Below are 16,497 nucleotides of genomic sequence, written 5' to 3' on the forward strand. Positions count from 1 at the left end.
CCGGATTAAGTCCCCAAAACCATGAAAACGAAGGCCTTTAACCCTATGTCAAATCCCTCCCGCCGTGCCGCTGATTATCTGGCTGAACGTTTGTACCAAGCGGGCTGCCGCCGCGCCTTTGGCATGCCCGGAGGCGAGGTTTTAACCCTGATCGACGCGCTGGTGCGGGCTGGCATTGAATTCATACTGGTGAAACACGAAAACAGCGCCGCCTTCATGGCCGAAGCCGAATACCACCGCACAGGTGCGCCCGGAATTTTGGTGGCGACCCTTGGGCCCGGGGCGATGAACGGGGTGAATGCCATCGCCAACGCCCTGCAAGATCGGGTGCCGCTGATCGTGCTGACTGGCTGCGTGGATGCGGATGAGGCCATGACCTATACCCATCAAGTGATGGACCATAGTGCGGTGTTTTCCGCGATCACCAAACAATCGTTTCGCCTGACAGTGCAGAGCTGTGACATCATTGCGGACCGTGCCATTGGGTTGGCCACACAGCCCCGCCTTGGTCCGGTGCACATTGATGTGCCGATTGCCGTGGCGGGTGCAACCGTCACCCTGCCAAGGCTGCGCCGCCGCGCGGTTGCAGCCCCCGTAGTGCCTTCGTCCAGTTCAGACCTTACCCAAGCGCGGGACTGGCTGGCGCAGGCCAAACGCCCTGTGATGATCGTCGGGCTGGATGCGATGAATGATGCCGCAGGCCCGCAAATCGCAGCGTTTTGTGAAAGCTTCGGCGTGCCTTTTGTGACCACCTATAAAGCCAAAGGCATTGTGGCGGAAACCCACCCGTTGTGCCTTGGCGGGGCGGGGTTGTCGCCTTTGGCCGATGGTCATTTGATCCCACTGATCGAATCCGCTGATCTGGTGATCTGCGCTGGCTATGACCCGATTGAAATGCGCCCCGGCTGGCGCGAGATATGGAATCCAGACCAAACCCCCGTGATTGATATTTCGTCCACTCCGAACGACCATTATATGCATCAGGCGGGGGTGAATTTTATCGCCCATATAGGGCAAACGCTGGACCTTTTGGGGACAGGCCTGCGCGCGCAGAAAACATGGGAAAACGGACAAGTAGCAGCGGTAAAGACCGCATTGGCACAGGCATTCCCGACAGATGACCTTTGGGGGCCTGCGGCGGTAATCGACGAATGCCGCAAAGCACTGCCGGATACAGCTTTGGCCACGGCAGACAGTGGCGCGCACCGTATTTTACTGTCGCAAATGTGGACCTGTCATGAACCCCGCGCATTGATGCAATCTTCGGGGTTTTGCACCATGGGCTGCGCAGTGCCTCTGGCGATTGGCGCAAAGCTGGCGTCACCGGATCGGGATGTGGTGTCCTTTTCAGGGGATGCGGGGTTCTTGATGGTGGCAGGGGAACTGGCCACCGCAGCAGAGCTGAAAATCGCGCCGATTTTTGTGGTGTTCGTGGATGCCAGCCTTGCCCTGATCGAATTGAAACAACGTCAGAACCAGATGCAAAATCAGGGGGTGGATTTCGCCGTCCATGACTACGCTGCCATCGCGCGGGCCTTTGGCGGCAATGGTGTTACCGTGTCAAACCGCGCTGATCTGCGCACTGCGATGGAACAGGCCCGCACAGCGCCGGCTTTTACCTTGATCGCGGCTGTAATAGAACGGGGCAGCTATGACGGCAGGATCTAAGTTTTAGGCAAGATTACGCCGTCATTCCCCTTGTTTTACGGCAAAAACCTGCAAGTTTCGCCGATTTTACACACGGCGGTTCACTTGCACGTTATCTGCTTGTCCCAGCCATTTTGCGAAATCCAAAAGCGGTTTAATCCAATAGGAGGCCCTCTTGTCGGGGGACGTAAAAAGGGAACCGCATGCTCACAGATATTTTTGGAAATGATGTCTCGTTGGACAGCCCGTCAACGCGGGATGATTGGGATCGAATGCAACTGGCCTTTCTGGCGCATTCAGCCGCGACGCCGACCTATTTGGCGGCCGTTCTGACGGCAGAACCCGGCTTTGCAATGGGCCATGCAGTCAAAGGTCTGTTTTACATGATGCTCAGCCGGCGCGAGCTGGTTCAAACGGCACAAGAGGCGCTAACCACGGCGCAGGCAGCTTTACGCCAAGCGCCAGTGACGGCGCGTGAACAGTTGTTTGTAACCGCGCTGGGGCAGTGCCTGAACGGTCAAATCCGTGCCGCGCGAGAGTGTATGGAAACGGTTCTGCGCAGCCATCCACAAGATGCGTTGGCCCTGAAAATAAGCCACGGGTTAGGCTTTGTGGTGGGCGATGCCAGCGGCATGCGGCAGTCTATCGAAGCGGCATTGCCCCACTACGGCGAGGACCACGCGGCCTATGGCTATGTGATGGGCTGCTACGCCTTTGCACTGGAAGAAACCGGCGATTACGCGCGGGCGCAACTGGCAGGGCTGAAAGGGTTAACCTTTGCCAAAGACGATGCTTGGGGGCTGCATGCGGTGGCCCATGTGTTTGACATGACCGCCAACGCCAAAGCGGGTTTGGATTGGCTGTCAGGACGGGAAGAGGCGTGGTCGCACTGTAATAATTTCCGCTATCACGTTTGGTGGCACAAGGCGTTGATGCATCTGGATCAGGGGGACGTGGCGCAGGTACTTGCGCTGTATGACACGGAAATCCGCAAAGACAAAACTGACGACTATCGGGATATTTCCAACGCAACGTCGCTGCTCAGCCGGTTGGAACTGGACGGGGTTGACGTGGGTCACCGTTGGGAAGAACTGGCCGATCTTTCGGAAAACCGCACGCAGGACGGCTGTTTGATCTTTGCCGATCTGCATTATCTGATGGCGCTGGTGCGCGACGACCGTGCGAAAGCAGTGCGCGACATCACCGCCCGTCTTGCCAAAGACGCGCAAAACCGTGGGACTGATCTGGGGCAAACCATGGCTGATCCGGGGCTGGCCGCCGCAGCAGGACTAGAGGCTTTTGGCGATGCCAATTACGAATCTGCCTTTCTGAACCTGTCCAAAGCGCGCCAAAACCTGCAACTGGCAGGGGGCAGCCATGCTCAAAGAGATGTTTTTGAGCGGCTGACCATCGATTCCGCCATTCGCGGGGGCTTTTTGAACGAGGCAAAAGGCATTTTGAAGGAAAGATGTGCAAAACGGGATGGCGCAGAGGATCGTTATGCTGCAGTACGTTTCGAAATGATCGCCAAAGGCCTGACAGACGCGAAAACCCTGCGCACTGTCGCTGCTGAATAACGGCATTTGATATGATATATCCCAACGGAAACAAACCTCTATGACCTCGCAACTGGGTGACAACCCTTCGGCACATACGCGCCAAATTCGCACGCGCGACCCGCGTCTGGACTTTTATCGCGGGCTGGCCATGTTCATCATTTTGATCGCCCATATTCCGGGCAATGTGCCTGCCTTGTGGATTCCTGCGCGCTTTGGCTTTTCGGACGCGACCGAGATTTTTGTGTTCTGTTCGGGCATGGCCTCGGCCATCGCCTTTGGCTCGGCTTTTCGCAACAAAGGCTGGTGGATGGGCACGGCGCGCGTGGCCCTGCGCATCTGGCAGGTTTACTGGGCCCATATCGGCGTATTTTTGATGATCGCCACATTTGTCGCCCTTCTGAACGGCACGGGGGCTTTCGAAAAAGACTATGTGGGCGACCTGAACCTTTGGCCGTTTTTTGACGAAACTCCCGCCAATCTGGTGGGGCTGATGACGCTGACTTATGTGCCGAATTATTTCGACGTTTTGCCCATGTATATCGGCATACTGGCGATGATGCCTGTGGTGGTCGGTTTGCAAAAATTGCACACTGGCTTTGCTGTTGGCTTTGTGCTGGCTGTCTGGCTCGGGGCGAACTTTGACGTGTTAATGATGCCGGCAGAGCCTTGGACCGATCGGGAATGGTTCTTTAATCCTTTCGGCTGGCAATTGGTGTTTTTCACCGGTTTTGCATTGATGTCGGGCTGGTTGCCCCAACCGCGGTTCCATTGGGGGCTGGTGGCTTTGGCGGTCGTTTTTGTGCTGGCAACCGTGCCCTTTGCCTATTTCCGCATTCTGAATGCGGTGCCCGAGTTGAAATCTATCGCGAAAGACATTCACTTCCTGACCCAGAAAACCGATTTCGGTGTGCTGCGGTATGTCCATTTTATGGCTCTGGCCTATCTGGGCTGGGCCATCGCAGGGCAGGGTGGCACGCGGTTGCTAGCCACGGGAAGCGGGCTTGCGGCAGCGGCCTGGCGGTTTGTGCTGCGGTTGATCCTGAAAGTGGGGCAGCAATCCTTGGCGGTCTTTATGGTCTCAATGGTTTTGGCACGGATTATCGGTTTTGGTTTTGATCAGCTCGGGCGCGCGACTTCGGTCGTGTTGCTGGGCAATCTGATCGGTTTTGGGTTGATTGTCGGCGTTGCCTATCTGGCGGGCTGGTTCAAATCCCAACCTTGGCGTAACAAACAGGTGGCGCAATGAATACGCATCCCATTTCAATTGAACACAAACTTGACGCGGCCGTCGCGTGGATGCCACCGCGCAGCCCACTGGCAATGCCGGCGCAGGATTTTGACCAGCCGTTTACAGATCCAAACGCGCCGGGTGTGAAACGAAATCCGATGGACTGGGTCAAACGCGCCTTGATTGGCGGGCCTGCGCTGGTGTTGACAGGCGCTATGATTGGCGTGTTCTATAGCTGGCAATCCGCTGACGGGTTTAACCTGATTGAATCCGTCTGGCTGTTTCTGGTGGGGGTCACTTTCTTCTGGATCACACTGGTTGTGGCCCATACAGTGGCGGGGCTGGCGCGGGAATTTATTGCACAAAAGCCACAAATTGACGGGATAAGCCCGCTAAGTATCGCGGTTTTAGTGCCAATTTACAATGAAAGTCCAATCCACGTTTTTGGCAATGTCAAAGCCATGATGGATGATCTGACAGGTCAATCCTCGGATCATGAATTTACGTTTTTCATTCTAAGCGATACGCAGGACGAGGCGATTGCCCTGCAAGAAGAACGCGCCATGGGGATGGTCGCAGAGCAAGGTCGCCTGTTTTATCGCCGCCGTCATAACAATGCGGATCGTAAGACCGGAAACCTGCGTGATTGGATTACCAATTGGGGCGGCGGTTATGATGCGATGCTGGTGCTTGATGCGGATAGCGTGATGAGCCAGCATGGCATGGTCGGGCTGGCGGATGCGCTCGGCTCTGATCCGACGCTGGCGCTGGTGCAAAGCAATCCCAAGCATTTTGGTGCGCACAGCCTGTTTGGCCGCCTCCAACAATTCGCAGGGGCTGCCTTTGGCCATCTGCCTGCCGAGGGACTGGCCTTTTGGTCCGTGCGAGAGGGGAATTACATCGGCCATAACGCGATCATGCGTGTACGCGCCTTCGCCGATTGTGCGGGGCTGCCGTATCTGCCTGCGCGCGGTGGCAAGCACACTCTGATCTATTCCCATGACTTCGTAGAGGCCGCATTGTTGCGCCGTGCAGGCTGGGGGGTGCGGATTGTTCCGGAAGTGACGGATAGTTTTGAAGAAATCCCGATCACCCTGATTGATTACATCCTGCGAGACCGTCGTTGGTGTCAGGGAAACATGCAGCATCTGCGGATTCTGTGGCGCAAGGGTTTTCACCCTGTTTCGCGGTTTCACATGGGGCATAACGCGCTAAGTTATCTGATGTCGCCTGCGTGGTTTGCGCTGGTGTTGATCTGGATTTCAGCCAGCCTTGTTGCGTATTCCACGCCGCAATTGACACCCGATGCTGGCGGGCAGGTAGGACAGTCGTTTCTAACCCAAGGCACGGTCTGGATGTTGGCTTTTGTCTATGTCTTGCTATTGGCTCCGAAATTCGCAGGCGCTGCATTAGTTCTATCTGATCCCGAGCAACGCAAGGGCTTTGGCGGCACATGGCGGTTTTGTGGGTCTTTCGCGATGGAGGTCATCGGCTCGATCGCGGTAGCCCCTGTAATGATGATACAGCAAACCATAGCAATCATTCGGATTTGTCTGGGGCGGCATGAAAGCTGGGGGCTGCAAAAGCGCTATCAAACGGGGTATTCCCTGCCTGATATGCTGCGGTTCCATAGGGTGGAAACTGCTTTCGGGCTCGTGCTGATGGTGGGCATTGCGAGCGGAATGATTACCTTGTGGCTGCTGCCCATCGGTGTCAGTTTGCTGCTTGCTGTCCCCATGTCCGCTATTAGCGGCCTGAATCTGCGGCGCAAGAATGGGACTGTCGCTTTGATGACAGCCCAAGACCTGAAGCTGCCTGAAATTCTGCAATCGGCGTTTATCCAGCGGGACAAGCTGGCAGAGATGCTGGCCCGTCCGGAACCCGTTCCAATGGCGGCAGAATAAAGCGGTGATCTATCGGTTTTTGCGCTTTTGTGAGGTGTGACAGTCACAAGGGCGCAAGAACCGGATCAGTCTGGAAAAACACTCAGCTCTGTCATTGCGTCCAATGTGTCGAACGCGGTGATCAGAACGTCATGTTGTTCTTTTGGCAGGGCCTTCCCGAAATAAGACTGGCGTTTGCGCATGGCGGGCAGGGCCTGTTGAAACATGGCTGTGGATTTCGGTGTCATGCGTAAATTGACTTGACGGTGGTCGGTGGGATGCACTTCTGCCGACAGTAAATCGGCTGCGATCATTGATTTTACGCAGCGGCTGATCTGCCCCCCGTCAATTTGAGTTTTGGTAGCAATTTTCGAATGGGTGGCGTCTTCGGTCGCGTTCACAATCACCAGAACCCGCCACTGCATCAGCGTCAGTTTTCCGTTTTCCTTTAGTATTCGGGTCGCCTGAGAGTTCAACTTGGCATGCAAGCGCGCAATTCTATAGGTCACCAGCCGGTTCAGCGGGACATCCGGTTGCGCTTGTGCGGAGTATTCGACTGAATCTTCCATATTTGAACGTGCTCTCTCAATATTGTCTCGCCCGCATACACTGTATTTTAAGTTGATGTGTCAACAAAGTTTGGCAAGACGTATAAAACACCAATATTTTTTAATATTTTACCCATTTTGCAACAATTTTCCCATGTCGATAAATCTGGAAATTCACCCATGGTTGGTACACGAATTCTCAACCCAACCTAAGGTTAACGGGTCGACTCAGAGTGGGGGCGGATTTGATGTTGACCTAAGCGGGGATTGGCCGCAAAAACATCCAACATTTTGCAAAATGACGGATAAGATGATCTTTAAGCGCACGACGGGAGAGGATGAAACGATTGTTGCGATGCTGGCTGCGGCCCTGCGTCGGGATATCTCGTTTGGCAGTCTGATGCCGGATCAAAAGCTGAAAATCGAACAGTTGCGCCAGCGTTATGGCGGCTCGAACCATTCCATGCGCGAAACCCTGCGTCTGCTGTCTGCCGAAGGTCTGGTAGAAGCAACAGCCCAGCGGGGGTTCCGCGTGACATCCGCCACCGAGGACGATCTGCGCGACATCATCATGGTGCGTGGCCAAATTGAAAAGGCGGGGCTGGAACTGGCGCTTGAATACGGCGATGTACAGTGGGAGGGTCGCGTTATGGCCGCACATCACGCTTTGCAAAAGGCCGAAATTGCCGTAGCAACCACGCCCGATGACCTGACTGCGTTGACTTGGGATGAAGCCTGCAAAACCTTTGCTGCTACCTTGATTGATGCCTCTGGGTCGCCTCGTCTTATTGATATGCAGGCCAAGTTTTTCAACCAATCCCGCCGCTTTCGGCTGGCCCTGCTGCGCGAGGGCAATCTGGATTTTGCCCGTCGTAAAGCCCGTCAACAAGCCCTGCTGGATGCCGTGCTTCAACGGGACACAGTCGCCGCGCTGCAGGTTTTAACCGAGGATATCGAAGCAGAACTACGGGCAGAGCCGAACACGGCCTGACACAGATTTACCCGTGAATAATAACTTAATTCACCACTAAACTTGAATCACTGGGAGGAAACCATGATTACTTTGAACCGCCGTAAGGCACTGATCCTGATGGGGGGCGCTGCCGCGGCCTCGACATTGGCAGCACCGGCTTTGGCCAGCAACAAGAAGATCACTGTGGGCGCACTGCGCTTTACATCCCATTCGGGCAGTTTTGTTGCCTTTGAGCGGGACTATTTCAAAGACGCGGGACTGGATGTAGAATTTAAATTCTTTCAGGCCGCGCAACCAATGGCAGTGGCCATTGCCTCGGGCGATGTGGATTACGCGGTGACGGCTGTGTCTGGCGGGTTGATTTCGCTGGCGCAAAAAGGCGCGATTAAAGTGATCGGCGGGTCTTTGTCTGAAGAAGCGGGTATCGACGGGCAGAAAATCCTGGCCTCGGACGCAGCTTTTCAGGCAGGTCTGACCGATCCTTCGGGGCTGGACGGCAAAACCTTCGGGATTTCCACGGCAGGGTCCTCTTTCCATTACATGGGTGCAAAAGTTGCGGCGGCCGAGAATGCAAACGTCAGCTTCAAACCGTTGCAAAAAGTCGGGGCCATCATCGGCGCACTGAAATCCGGCCAGATTGATGCCTGGTCTATCGTCCCCCATATCGCCAAGCCTCTGGCGGGATCGGGTGCTGTGCACATCATCGGCAATGTTGCGGATTATATTCCGAATTATCAGGTCACTACAGTGTTTACTTCAGCCAAGAATGCGGCAGATGAACGGGGTATGACCGAAAGCTTCCTTGGTGGGTATTCCAAAGGGGTTGACGATTACAACAACGCGATGATCGAAAAAACCGGTGGCGACGCGGCGATGAATGACATGGTCGAACTGATCCATAAATACGTCTACACGGATCGTCCGCTGGAAAAAGCTGCCCCCTCTATCATCAACGGCACCATGCGTCTGAACAAGAACGCAGCCTTGAATGTGGCGTCGATCGAGGATCAGTTGAAATGGTTCCAATCGGAAAATCTGGTGGATGCGGATATCACTTTGGACACACTTGTTGACGCGTCCTACGTGGAAACCATTAAGGCCTAAACCAGCCAAAGCGGGGTGCGATGATCCGCGCCCCGCAACCATTCTATAAGGGCCGTTCTATGGATATCCGTCTGGAAAATGTCAGCCATTCCTATGACAGCTTTGAGGTGATGCGCGACATCACACTCGACATTCCCAATGGCAAAATTGTTTGCATTGTGGGGCCGTCGGGCTGTGGAAAATCCACATTGCTGCGCATGATCGGTGGGCTGGAACGGCCCAAAAAGGGCAGGGTCTTGCAAATTGGCACCCCGCCTGCGGACTGTCTGAACCCGCTCACCTATATCTTTCAGGATTTCGCACTGCTGCCGTGGCGCTCTGTGGCGGGCAACATCTCGCTGGTGCTAGAAGACCACGGCATTCGCGGTGCGCGGGCCAAGGAAATCATCGACGATGTGCTGGCCCGCACCAAACTGACGGATTTTGCAAAAGCGCTGCCCAAACAGCTTTCGGGTGGCATGAAACAACGGGTGGCCATTGCCCGCGCGTTGGCAGTGAACCCTGCTGTGATGCTGATGGATGAACCCCTGTCTGCGCTTGACAGTCAGACCCGTGAATTGCTGATGGATGATCTGGTTTCCCTGTGGACCCGCACACCGTTCACTGCGGTTTACGTCACCCACAATCTGGCCGAGGCTGTGCGTCTGGGCCATTCCATCGTGGTCCTGTCCCGCAGGCCGGGGCAGATCCGCGAGATCGTGCATCTGGACAAACCTTTGGTAGAGCGTCAGTTCGGGGATGCCGATCTGGACAAGCACCAACGCCACTTGTGGCAGTTGATGCGCGATGAAGCCCGCGCCGCTGATGCGGAGTTGTTGGATGTCTGATATGACTGCAAGTCACGCCTCAACACAGGCCCCGACACACGCCCAGACACGGGCCCAGCCCGTCACCTTTCGCGGCGGCGGCTTTGCCCCTGTGCGCAAACGCTGGGTGGGGGCGGTGGTCTTTGTGCTGCTGATTGCCGTTGCCGAATGGGGTACACGGACAGGCTGGATAACCGCGTTGACCTTGCCCAAACCGTCAGATGTGTTGCAGACCTTGATCGAATTGCATCAATCGGGGCTGTTGTACAAACATCTGTTGCCATCCTTGTCCCGACTTGCAGTAGGTGCAACGCTAGGGGCGCTTGTTGGCGTTGGCGTTGGGGTGTTGATCGGGCTGTTTTCCTATATCCGCGCGGGGCTTGTGCCCTTGGTCGCAGCAATCTTCCCGATCCCCAAAATCGCCCTGCTGCCCTTGTTCGTGATCTGGTTCGGTATCGACGAGGGCTCTAAATACGCGCTGATCGCCTTTGGCACTTTCACGCCCACGGTTGTGGCGACCTATGGGGCGGTGGATAACGTGGATCGCAGCCTGATCCGCATGGGGCAAAGTTTTGGCCTGTCGTGGTTTTCCATCGTGCGCAAAATCGTTCTGCCCGGTGCCATGCCCGGTATCCTGTCAGGCCTGCGCATCAGTCTGGCCATTGCCATCATCCTGCTGGTGGCCGCTGAAATGCTGGGCGCGGAATACGGCATCGGCGCTTATATCCTTGAAGCAGGCGCGCTTTATGATCTGGAACGGTTGTTTGCAGGGGTTTTACTGCTGTCGCTGCTTGGAATCGTTGTCAGCACCGTGATCGGGCTGATTGAACGCCGCTTGCTGGACTGGCGCAGCTAACATCTTGGGCGCCTGATTAGGCTGCCAAAAGAAAAAGGCCCCGTGCAAAATGCGACGGGGCCTTTTTGAATTCACAAGGGCACTGAATTAATCGTTCAGTTTCAGATCCGTCGCGGCTTCGCGACCGTTCCGGCCTGTTTCAACTTCAAAAGTTACTTTTTGGTTGTCGTTCAAGCCGTTCAGACCTGCCCGTTCAACAGCAGAAACATGTACAAATACATCTGCTCCGCCGGAATCAGGCTGGATGAAACCATAGCCTTTGGTTGAGTTGAACCATTTTACTGTACCGGTAGCCATTAAAAACGCTCCTTTAAAATCGCCGCCCGCACGATGCTGCGGCTGGTGGTGTAGCTCAGGGTCTTAGGTCGCGTCTGCTACATCAAAGAAGGAGCGGATCGTATAAAGATGAACCTCACACTGAATCTATGACTCACGATTTATTTTTTTGCAAGTGAAGGTTTAATGACGCCAAATGCTTGCGAAAACGTGCCGAAGTCTTAGAAATCAAGAAAATATTAAAAGGATCGGCCATGAAACTGTACGGATTGAAAAACTGCGATACCTGTCGCAAGGCGCTTAAATCGCTGCAAAAGGCCGGGCGCGAAATCAGTTTTGTAGACGTGCGGGCTGATGGTGTGCCTGCGTCCGAATTACAAAGATTTTATACAGAATTCGGGGCGGATTTGGTGAACACCCGCTCTACCACATGGCGCGGTTTGAATGCAGCGGCCCGTGAAGCGGAGCCGCTTGCTTTGTTAGGGGAGCACCCGACCTTGATGAAGCGGCCCGTGATAGATGCAGGTGGCACGCTAACCCTTGGGTGGGGCAAAGACACTCAGGCAAAGTATCTTTAGATTTTAACGGGTTGGCGCAGAATCCGATCTATCGAAATCGGACCGGCCCCTTTGATGAACAGCACTGCAAACAGAAGCATCCACATCAGGCGCTGATCCAGTATCAGCGCATCTGATGGCCCGTCAAACCACGCGCCCAAGGTCTTGCCCGACACGCCGTGGCCAACCACATCCACATAACTTTGCACGATTACAAAACCTGCCATGCCAAGGGCTGCAAGGCGGGTGAACAGGCCGATAACAATCAGCAAAGGCAGGATGAACTCGGCGCAGGTGCCTGCAACCGCGACAAGCCAGTCAAACCCGCCCATCTGTGTGATATCATAGCCTGCGGCCTCAAATTTTTTGGGGAAAATCTGGATGTAGGCGTTTTCGGTTGGCGAAAAAATACCAAAAATACCGCTGCCAATTTTTGTAAGCGCCGAGTTCCAGAAGTAGAATAACAACACCGCCGCAAAGGAAAAACGGGCGAATGAGGGGAGAAACCAGTCGCCTAAAAGCCGCAGGACGGTGCCCATAAGTGTGGTGTACAGGTTCAAAACAGCAGTCATGGACGCCCCTTTAAGGTTGGATTTTGGTGATAAGGCCTGATTGCAACATCAGGACAATAGCGGCGGAGAGATCGAAGTTCGGGTTAATCCCGGTTGCAGCATCATAAGCCGCGCCAAGGGGATCGCCTTGGGCAATTGCCGTTAGAAAATCTGCTTGCTCTGGCAGGATTACTTGCATTTCAAGGTCAAGCTCCGGCCGTGTGATTAGGGCAGTTTGCGCGGCGGCTTGTGGGGGCGGCGTGCCATCGATCATGTTGAAATCCCAGATGTCGACGATGGGATAGGGGCTGGGAACGATCCGCATCGTCGGAGCCAGCGTAAAACGGGTGTCCATCAGCCGCGCGGGGTCGATTTGGGATAGGGCATCACCGGCCACAGGAAAGGCATCGGCAGCGTGATAGCTGCTGCGCCGTGCCAGTTCCAGACGGGCCACATCGGGCAGGTAGGGCAGATGGGCAAGCGGTTCGAAACCGGTCAGGAATTCTGGAAAATCCACGCCGTAGAACATTAACACAGGTGTTTGCGGTGGGTGCTGGCGCACGTAGTGACCAGATAGGGTGCGAAAGTTTCCAGCGCCAATCAGCTTTTGGATCACCGGAAAAGCGGTCTCCATCGCGTCAAGCAGGCTGACAATTACATTGTTACGGTAAACGTCAAAACGCTTGCCCGCAGGACGGCCTGCGGGGTCAATCAGGCCTTGGGGAACAGCCATATTGGGGTCCAGAACCGCCTGTGCGAAGGGGGATTGTCCGACGGTTGCAGGGTGCGTGCTCATTTTGGTAACGCAGGCTGGGCTGACAAAAGATGATCAGCGCGCGCCGCCTCGGCTGCGAGCACGGACCAGTCCGGGATGTCATTGTCCCATTCGATCAGGGTGGGGCGCGGGCCGGATTTGGCCAGCGTGTATTCATAAAGCGCCCAAACCGGATCAACCACTGCTCGTGAATGGCTGTCAATCAACAGTAGTGCGCCGAAATCATCGGCGTCCTGTTCATGGCCGCCAAGGTGCAATTCGCCCACCAATTCCGTGGGAAACGCATCTATATAGCCTTCAGGCGAGTAATTCTGGTTGGTGGCTGACACAAAAACATTGTTCACATCCAGCAACAGCCCACAGCCCGAACGCTGTGCCACATCGCGCAGGAAGTCTATTTCAGAGCGGTCGCTTTCGGCAAAAGCCACATAGGTAGAGGGGTTTTCCAGCAGCATTTGTCGTCCGATGGTGGTTTGTACCTGATCTATATGATCCACAACGCGGTCTACGGTGGCCTGCGTATAGGGCAGGGGCAGTAGGTCATTCAGAAAATGGCTGTCATGGGTGGACCATGCCAGATGTTCGGAAAACAGCCCTGGTTCCAGCCAGTCGACCAGCGTTTTCAGCCGTGTCAGATGGTCTGCGTCCAACGGACCCTCGGCCCCGATGGACAGGCCAACGCCGTGGCAGGAAATGGCGAACCGTTCGCGCAGGTGGCGCAATTGGGCAATGGGACGGCCCCCGTCGCCCATATAGTTTTCTGCGTGGATTTCCAACCAGCCGATGCTGTCAGGGTCTTTTAAAATACCGTCGAGATGCTGTGCTTTGAACCCGACACCAGCCCGATTTGGAACGGTGTTTGGTCTGTCTGCCCGTGCGTCCAGCATTTTAAAAATCCCCTTGTATCAAGGTTTTATTCAGATCGGGGTGGGCCGGTTTACCAGCCACACCCTATGTGGTTTGCGCTTAATCAGCTTGGCAGGTCGCGGCTCAAAGCTTCGGTCGAACCTTTGCGTGCGGACCCATCGGCCATGGCAGGCAGTTCGATTTCGGTGCAGGTGCCTGCGTCAACCAACGACCATGCGTTGCCTTGGTAATCCACTGTGGACGTGCCAGCGCAGGATGTGCCCGGGCCTGCGGCGCAGCCGTTTTGGCCTGTCAGGGAAACGCCGTAGCATTTTTCTTTGGATTGGGCAGAAGCTGTATTCGCGTGGGACACAACCGCCGCGGCGACGGCAGATGCAACGGCCAGTGTTTTTACTGTGTTGGACATGTAAATTCCTCTCTGTCGTGAACTAAATTTCGCAGTTTGCGATGGGTTGATTATTCATGTGGGGGGATCAATTGCCACTCACATGGATGTGTATAACAGGTAGTTCAGGCGTTGTAACATTTCGAGCAGGTATCGTGTGGAAGAATGTACATAGGCGATTATTCGCGTAAAATCGGGCCTATACAGTTGTTCTTAAACAGGTTTTCAGAGTGGTCGGTTGGCAGCCTTTTGATGACGTGGCGTTAACTGCGTGCCCGAACAGAACGGCGCTGTGAGCCTGACAGTCTGATCCTTTGAAACATAATATTGAATTAATATCCGCGATAATTCTTTAAGACGCCGACAGTAAAACGCAAAAAGCCCCCATTGTGGGGGGCTTTCAGTATTTGAAATCTTTGGGCGGTTTTAGCCGACGAAGGCTTTTTCGACCACGAAATCGGCAGGCTGGCTGTTGGACCCTTCGGTCATGCCAGCGGCTTCGCAGATGGCTTTGATGTCAAGGTTCAGACCCATAGAACCACAGACCATCAGGCGGTCTGTTTCGGGATTCAGCGGCGGCAGGCCGAATTCTTTGGCGACCGAGCCGTCTTTCAACAGGTCAGTGACGCGGCCCATGCGGGCGCTGGTTTCTTGGGTGGTTGTGGGGAAGTATTTCAGTTTGTCGCCCACAACTTCGCCAATCAGCGGATCATCCGCCAAGGATGCCACCAGATCGGCGCCATATTTCAGCTCTGCCACTTCGCGGCAGGTGTGGCACAGGATTACTTCGTCATAGCGTTCATACAGGTCAGGATCGCGGATCAGGGATGCAAAAGGCGCAACACCGGTGCCTGTGGCGATGAAATACATCCGTTTGGCCGGCAGCAGCGCGTCCAGAACCAGTGTTCCCACGGGTTTGGGGCGCACAATCACTTCGTCGCCGACTTTGATGTTTTGCAACTTGGAGGTCAGCGGGCCGTCCTGAACCTTGATGGAATAGAACTCCAGTTCATCGTCCCAGCTGGGCGAGGCGATGGAATAAGCGCGCAGCAGGGGTTTCTGCTTTCCGGTTTTCGGATCAGGATCGCCCATCAAGCCGATCATTACAAACTCGCCCGAACGGAACCGCAGGCTGGCAGGCCGTGTCACCCGAAACGAGAACAAACGGTCGGTGTAATGGGTGACTTTGGTGACGATCTGGGCGTCGGGAAGTACTGGCACAGGTTTTGCCTCGGTCGTAGTGATAGGATTCTGATCCGTCATTGTCGTATTCCTGTCGAAAGGTCAATTGTTAGTGTAATAACAATTATGCAGATTTTTGCAACCGGTTTAGGTAGCTGTGATGTTGCCAGTCGGCGCGGGCCAGCCATTGGGGTTCGGGTTGACGGGCGGCAAGGGTCTGGTCGATCTCGACTTCGTCAAAGCCAACACGGCGGGCCATGGCATATTGATCGGCGATCACATGACCAAAGGCACGCAGCCGTCCGGTATAACCGAGCAACCGCGCTGTCCGCGCAATGGTAAAGCCGCGCCCGTCATGGGAATTGGGGAAAAAGACGCGGATCATGCCGACCGTGTCGAAATAGGGTTTCAACTGTTCCGCGGTCACGGTGTTGGGAACATCCAACCCGTAACCCCGTTTTGGTTCAGCGCCGCCCTGTGTGGTGACATCCCAGTCCAGCAAAGGGCCGTCCCAGTCGTCTTGGACGAAACCGCTGTCTTGAATTAATATAGTTGTCATGTCTCAGGCTCCTCTGACGATCTTGCCATCAGCACCAAAATGGATACCACATTCGACTTTTTCCTGTCCGCGCCAGCGCCCCGAGCGGGGGTCTTCGTTGCGCCCGACAGGGGTTGTGCAGGGGGCACAGCCGATCGAAGGATAGCCTTTGGCCACCAGCGGATGCCGGGGCAGGGCGTTGTTTTCCATGTATTCGATCAGATCCTGCTGACGCCAATGGGCCAGAGGGTTGATCTTGATACGGATGTCGTCTTCGCTTTCAAACAGGTCCAGCACAGCCCGCTGGCCGCTTTGGAACCGTTTGCGCCCTGTGATCCAAGCATCAAAATTGCCCAAAGCGTTTTGCAGCGGCTCGGTCTTGCGCAAGGAACAGCAGGCGTCAGGCGCAGTTTGGTTCAGCGTGCCATCAGGGTCTGCCGCCGCAATGGCCGCAGCATCCGCCCGCACGATCTGCATGTTGGTCAGGCCCAGCTTTTCAGCCACTTCGGCCTGATAGTCGAGCGTTTCGGGAAACAGCATTTCCGTGTCGATCATCACAACAGCCGTATCGGGTTTAATGTTGGCGACCATATGCAACAACACAACGGATTCAGCCCCGAAAGAGGACACCAAAGCGACTTTGCCCAGCAAGGGGTCGTTCAGCGCTTCGGTCAAAACAGGAATGGCAGCGTGGTGGCGATAGCTGGAATTCAGCATCTCAACACGTTCGGGAACAGTCAGGTAAGCGGCTTCTAAAGGCAT

18 protein-coding genes are annotated in these 16,497 nt (G+C 55.2%); 9 read left to right on the top strand and 9 right to left on the bottom strand.

The window, feature by feature from the left end; all coding sequences use genetic code 11:
- Window positions 1-45: 45 nt before the first annotated feature.
- The 4 genes from GGE09_RS10360 to mdoH all read left to right on the top strand — a co-directional run bounded on the left by GGE09_RS10360 (window position 46) and on the right by mdoH (window position 6,338).
- Window positions 46-1,668, top strand: a complete 1,623-nt coding sequence (locus GGE09_RS10360; protein ID WP_309746046.1) for a thiamine pyrophosphate-binding protein — start codon at window positions 46-48, stop codon at window positions 1,666-1,668.
- Window positions 1,669-1,850: 182 nt separating this feature from the next.
- On the top strand, window positions 1,851-3,224 hold the full coding sequence (locus GGE09_RS10365; protein WP_309746047.1) for a tetratricopeptide repeat protein: 1,374 nt from the start codon (window positions 1,851-1,853) through the stop codon (window positions 3,222-3,224).
- Window positions 3,225-3,264: 40 nt separating this feature from the next.
- Window positions 3,265-4,452 carry an OpgC domain-containing protein gene (locus GGE09_RS10370; protein WP_309746048.1) on the top strand — a complete coding sequence of 396 codons (1,188 nt, stop codon included), beginning with the start codon at window positions 3,265-3,267 and terminating at the stop codon, window positions 4,450-4,452.
- On the top strand, window positions 4,449-6,338 hold the full coding sequence (gene mdoH, locus GGE09_RS10375) for a glucans biosynthesis glucosyltransferase MdoH (RefSeq protein WP_309746049.1): 1,890 nt from the start codon (window positions 4,449-4,451) through the stop codon (window positions 6,336-6,338). The genes GGE09_RS10370 and mdoH overlap by 4 nt, the downstream gene beginning before the upstream one ends.
- A 65-nt stretch (window positions 6,339-6,403) precedes the next feature.
- Here mdoH and GGE09_RS10380 read toward each other — a convergent pair whose 3' ends face one another.
- Entirely contained in the window at window positions 6,404-6,886 is a 483-nt protein-coding gene (locus GGE09_RS10380; protein WP_309746050.1) for a MarR family winged helix-turn-helix transcriptional regulator, read from the bottom strand.
- 289 nt (window positions 6,887-7,175) lie between these two features.
- Here GGE09_RS10380 and GGE09_RS10385 point away from each other — a divergent pair, with 289 nt between their 5' ends.
- The 4 genes from GGE09_RS10385 to GGE09_RS10400 all read left to right on the top strand — a co-directional run bounded on the left by GGE09_RS10385 (window position 7,176) and on the right by GGE09_RS10400 (window position 10,604).
- A complete protein-coding gene (locus GGE09_RS10385; protein ID WP_309746051.1) occupies window positions 7,176-7,856 on the top strand; it encodes a GntR family transcriptional regulator in 681 nt (226 codons plus the stop codon).
- 63 nt (window positions 7,857-7,919) lie between these two features.
- The gene (locus tag GGE09_RS10390) at window positions 7,920-8,942 is read left to right on the top strand and encodes an ABC transporter substrate-binding protein (protein ID WP_309746052.1); all 1,023 of its coding nucleotides are present in this window, start codon (window positions 7,920-7,922) and stop codon (window positions 8,940-8,942) included.
- Between the two features lie 59 nt (window positions 8,943-9,001).
- Complete coding sequence (locus GGE09_RS10395) at window positions 9,002-9,769, top strand: ABC transporter ATP-binding protein (RefSeq protein WP_309746053.1); 768 nt, start codon at window positions 9,002-9,004, stop codon at window positions 9,767-9,769.
- A gap of 1 nt (window position 9,770) precedes the next feature.
- On the top strand, window positions 9,771-10,604 hold the full coding sequence (locus tag GGE09_RS10400; RefSeq protein WP_309746218.1) for an ABC transporter permease: 834 nt from the start codon (window positions 9,771-9,773) through the stop codon (window positions 10,602-10,604).
- Between the two features lie 87 nt (window positions 10,605-10,691).
- Here GGE09_RS10400 and GGE09_RS10405 read toward each other — a convergent pair whose 3' ends face one another.
- A complete protein-coding gene (locus tag GGE09_RS10405) occupies window positions 10,692-10,901 on the bottom strand; it encodes a cold-shock protein (protein WP_309746054.1) in 210 nt (69 codons plus the stop codon).
- Window positions 10,902-11,134: 233 nt separating this feature from the next.
- Between GGE09_RS10405 and GGE09_RS10410 the strand changes: the two genes are divergently transcribed.
- Entirely contained in the window at window positions 11,135-11,458 is a 324-nt protein-coding gene (locus tag GGE09_RS10410; protein WP_309746055.1) for an ArsC/Spx/MgsR family protein, read from the top strand.
- On the opposite strand, the gene GGE09_RS10415 is transcribed toward GGE09_RS10410, so the two are convergent.
- From GGE09_RS10415 to GGE09_RS10445, 7 genes are all read right to left on the bottom strand, one after another.
- Window positions 11,455-12,009 (bottom strand): DoxX family protein, encoded by a 555-nt coding sequence (locus tag GGE09_RS10415; protein ID WP_309746056.1) that lies wholly within the window; start codon window positions 12,007-12,009, stop codon window positions 11,455-11,457. The two genes, GGE09_RS10410 and GGE09_RS10415, sit on opposite strands and share 4 nt — an antisense overlap.
- A 10-nt stretch (window positions 12,010-12,019) precedes the next feature.
- On the bottom strand, window positions 12,020-12,784 hold the full coding sequence (locus GGE09_RS10420; RefSeq protein ID WP_309746057.1) for a DNA-binding domain-containing protein: 765 nt from the start codon (window positions 12,782-12,784) through the stop codon (window positions 12,020-12,022).
- Window positions 12,781-13,650, bottom strand: coding sequence for a DUF692 domain-containing protein (locus tag GGE09_RS10425; protein ID WP_309746058.1), 870 nt, complete (start codon window positions 13,648-13,650; stop codon window positions 12,781-12,783). The genes GGE09_RS10420 and GGE09_RS10425 overlap by 4 nt, the downstream gene beginning before the upstream one ends.
- Before the next feature lie 83 nt (window positions 13,651-13,733).
- Window positions 13,734-14,036, bottom strand: coding sequence for a DUF2282 domain-containing protein (locus GGE09_RS10430; protein ID WP_309746059.1), 303 nt, complete (start codon window positions 14,034-14,036; stop codon window positions 13,734-13,736).
- A gap of 405 nt (window positions 14,037-14,441) precedes the next feature.
- A complete protein-coding gene (locus GGE09_RS10435; protein WP_309746060.1) occupies window positions 14,442-15,278 on the bottom strand; it encodes a ferredoxin--NADP reductase in 837 nt (278 codons plus the stop codon).
- A 43-nt stretch (window positions 15,279-15,321) separates the two neighbouring features.
- The gene (locus GGE09_RS10440) at window positions 15,322-15,756 is read right to left on the bottom strand and encodes a DUF934 domain-containing protein (RefSeq protein WP_309746061.1); all 435 of its coding nucleotides are present in this window, start codon (window positions 15,754-15,756) and stop codon (window positions 15,322-15,324) included.
- Between the two features lie 3 nt (window positions 15,757-15,759).
- A complete protein-coding gene (locus tag GGE09_RS10445; protein ID WP_309746062.1) occupies window positions 15,760-16,497 on the bottom strand; it encodes a phosphoadenylyl-sulfate reductase in 738 nt (245 codons plus the stop codon).

The sequence above is a fragment of the Roseobacter sp. N2S genome, assembly GCF_031454055.1.
Taxonomy (GTDB): Bacteria; Pseudomonadota; Alphaproteobacteria; order Rhodobacterales; family Rhodobacteraceae; genus Amylibacter.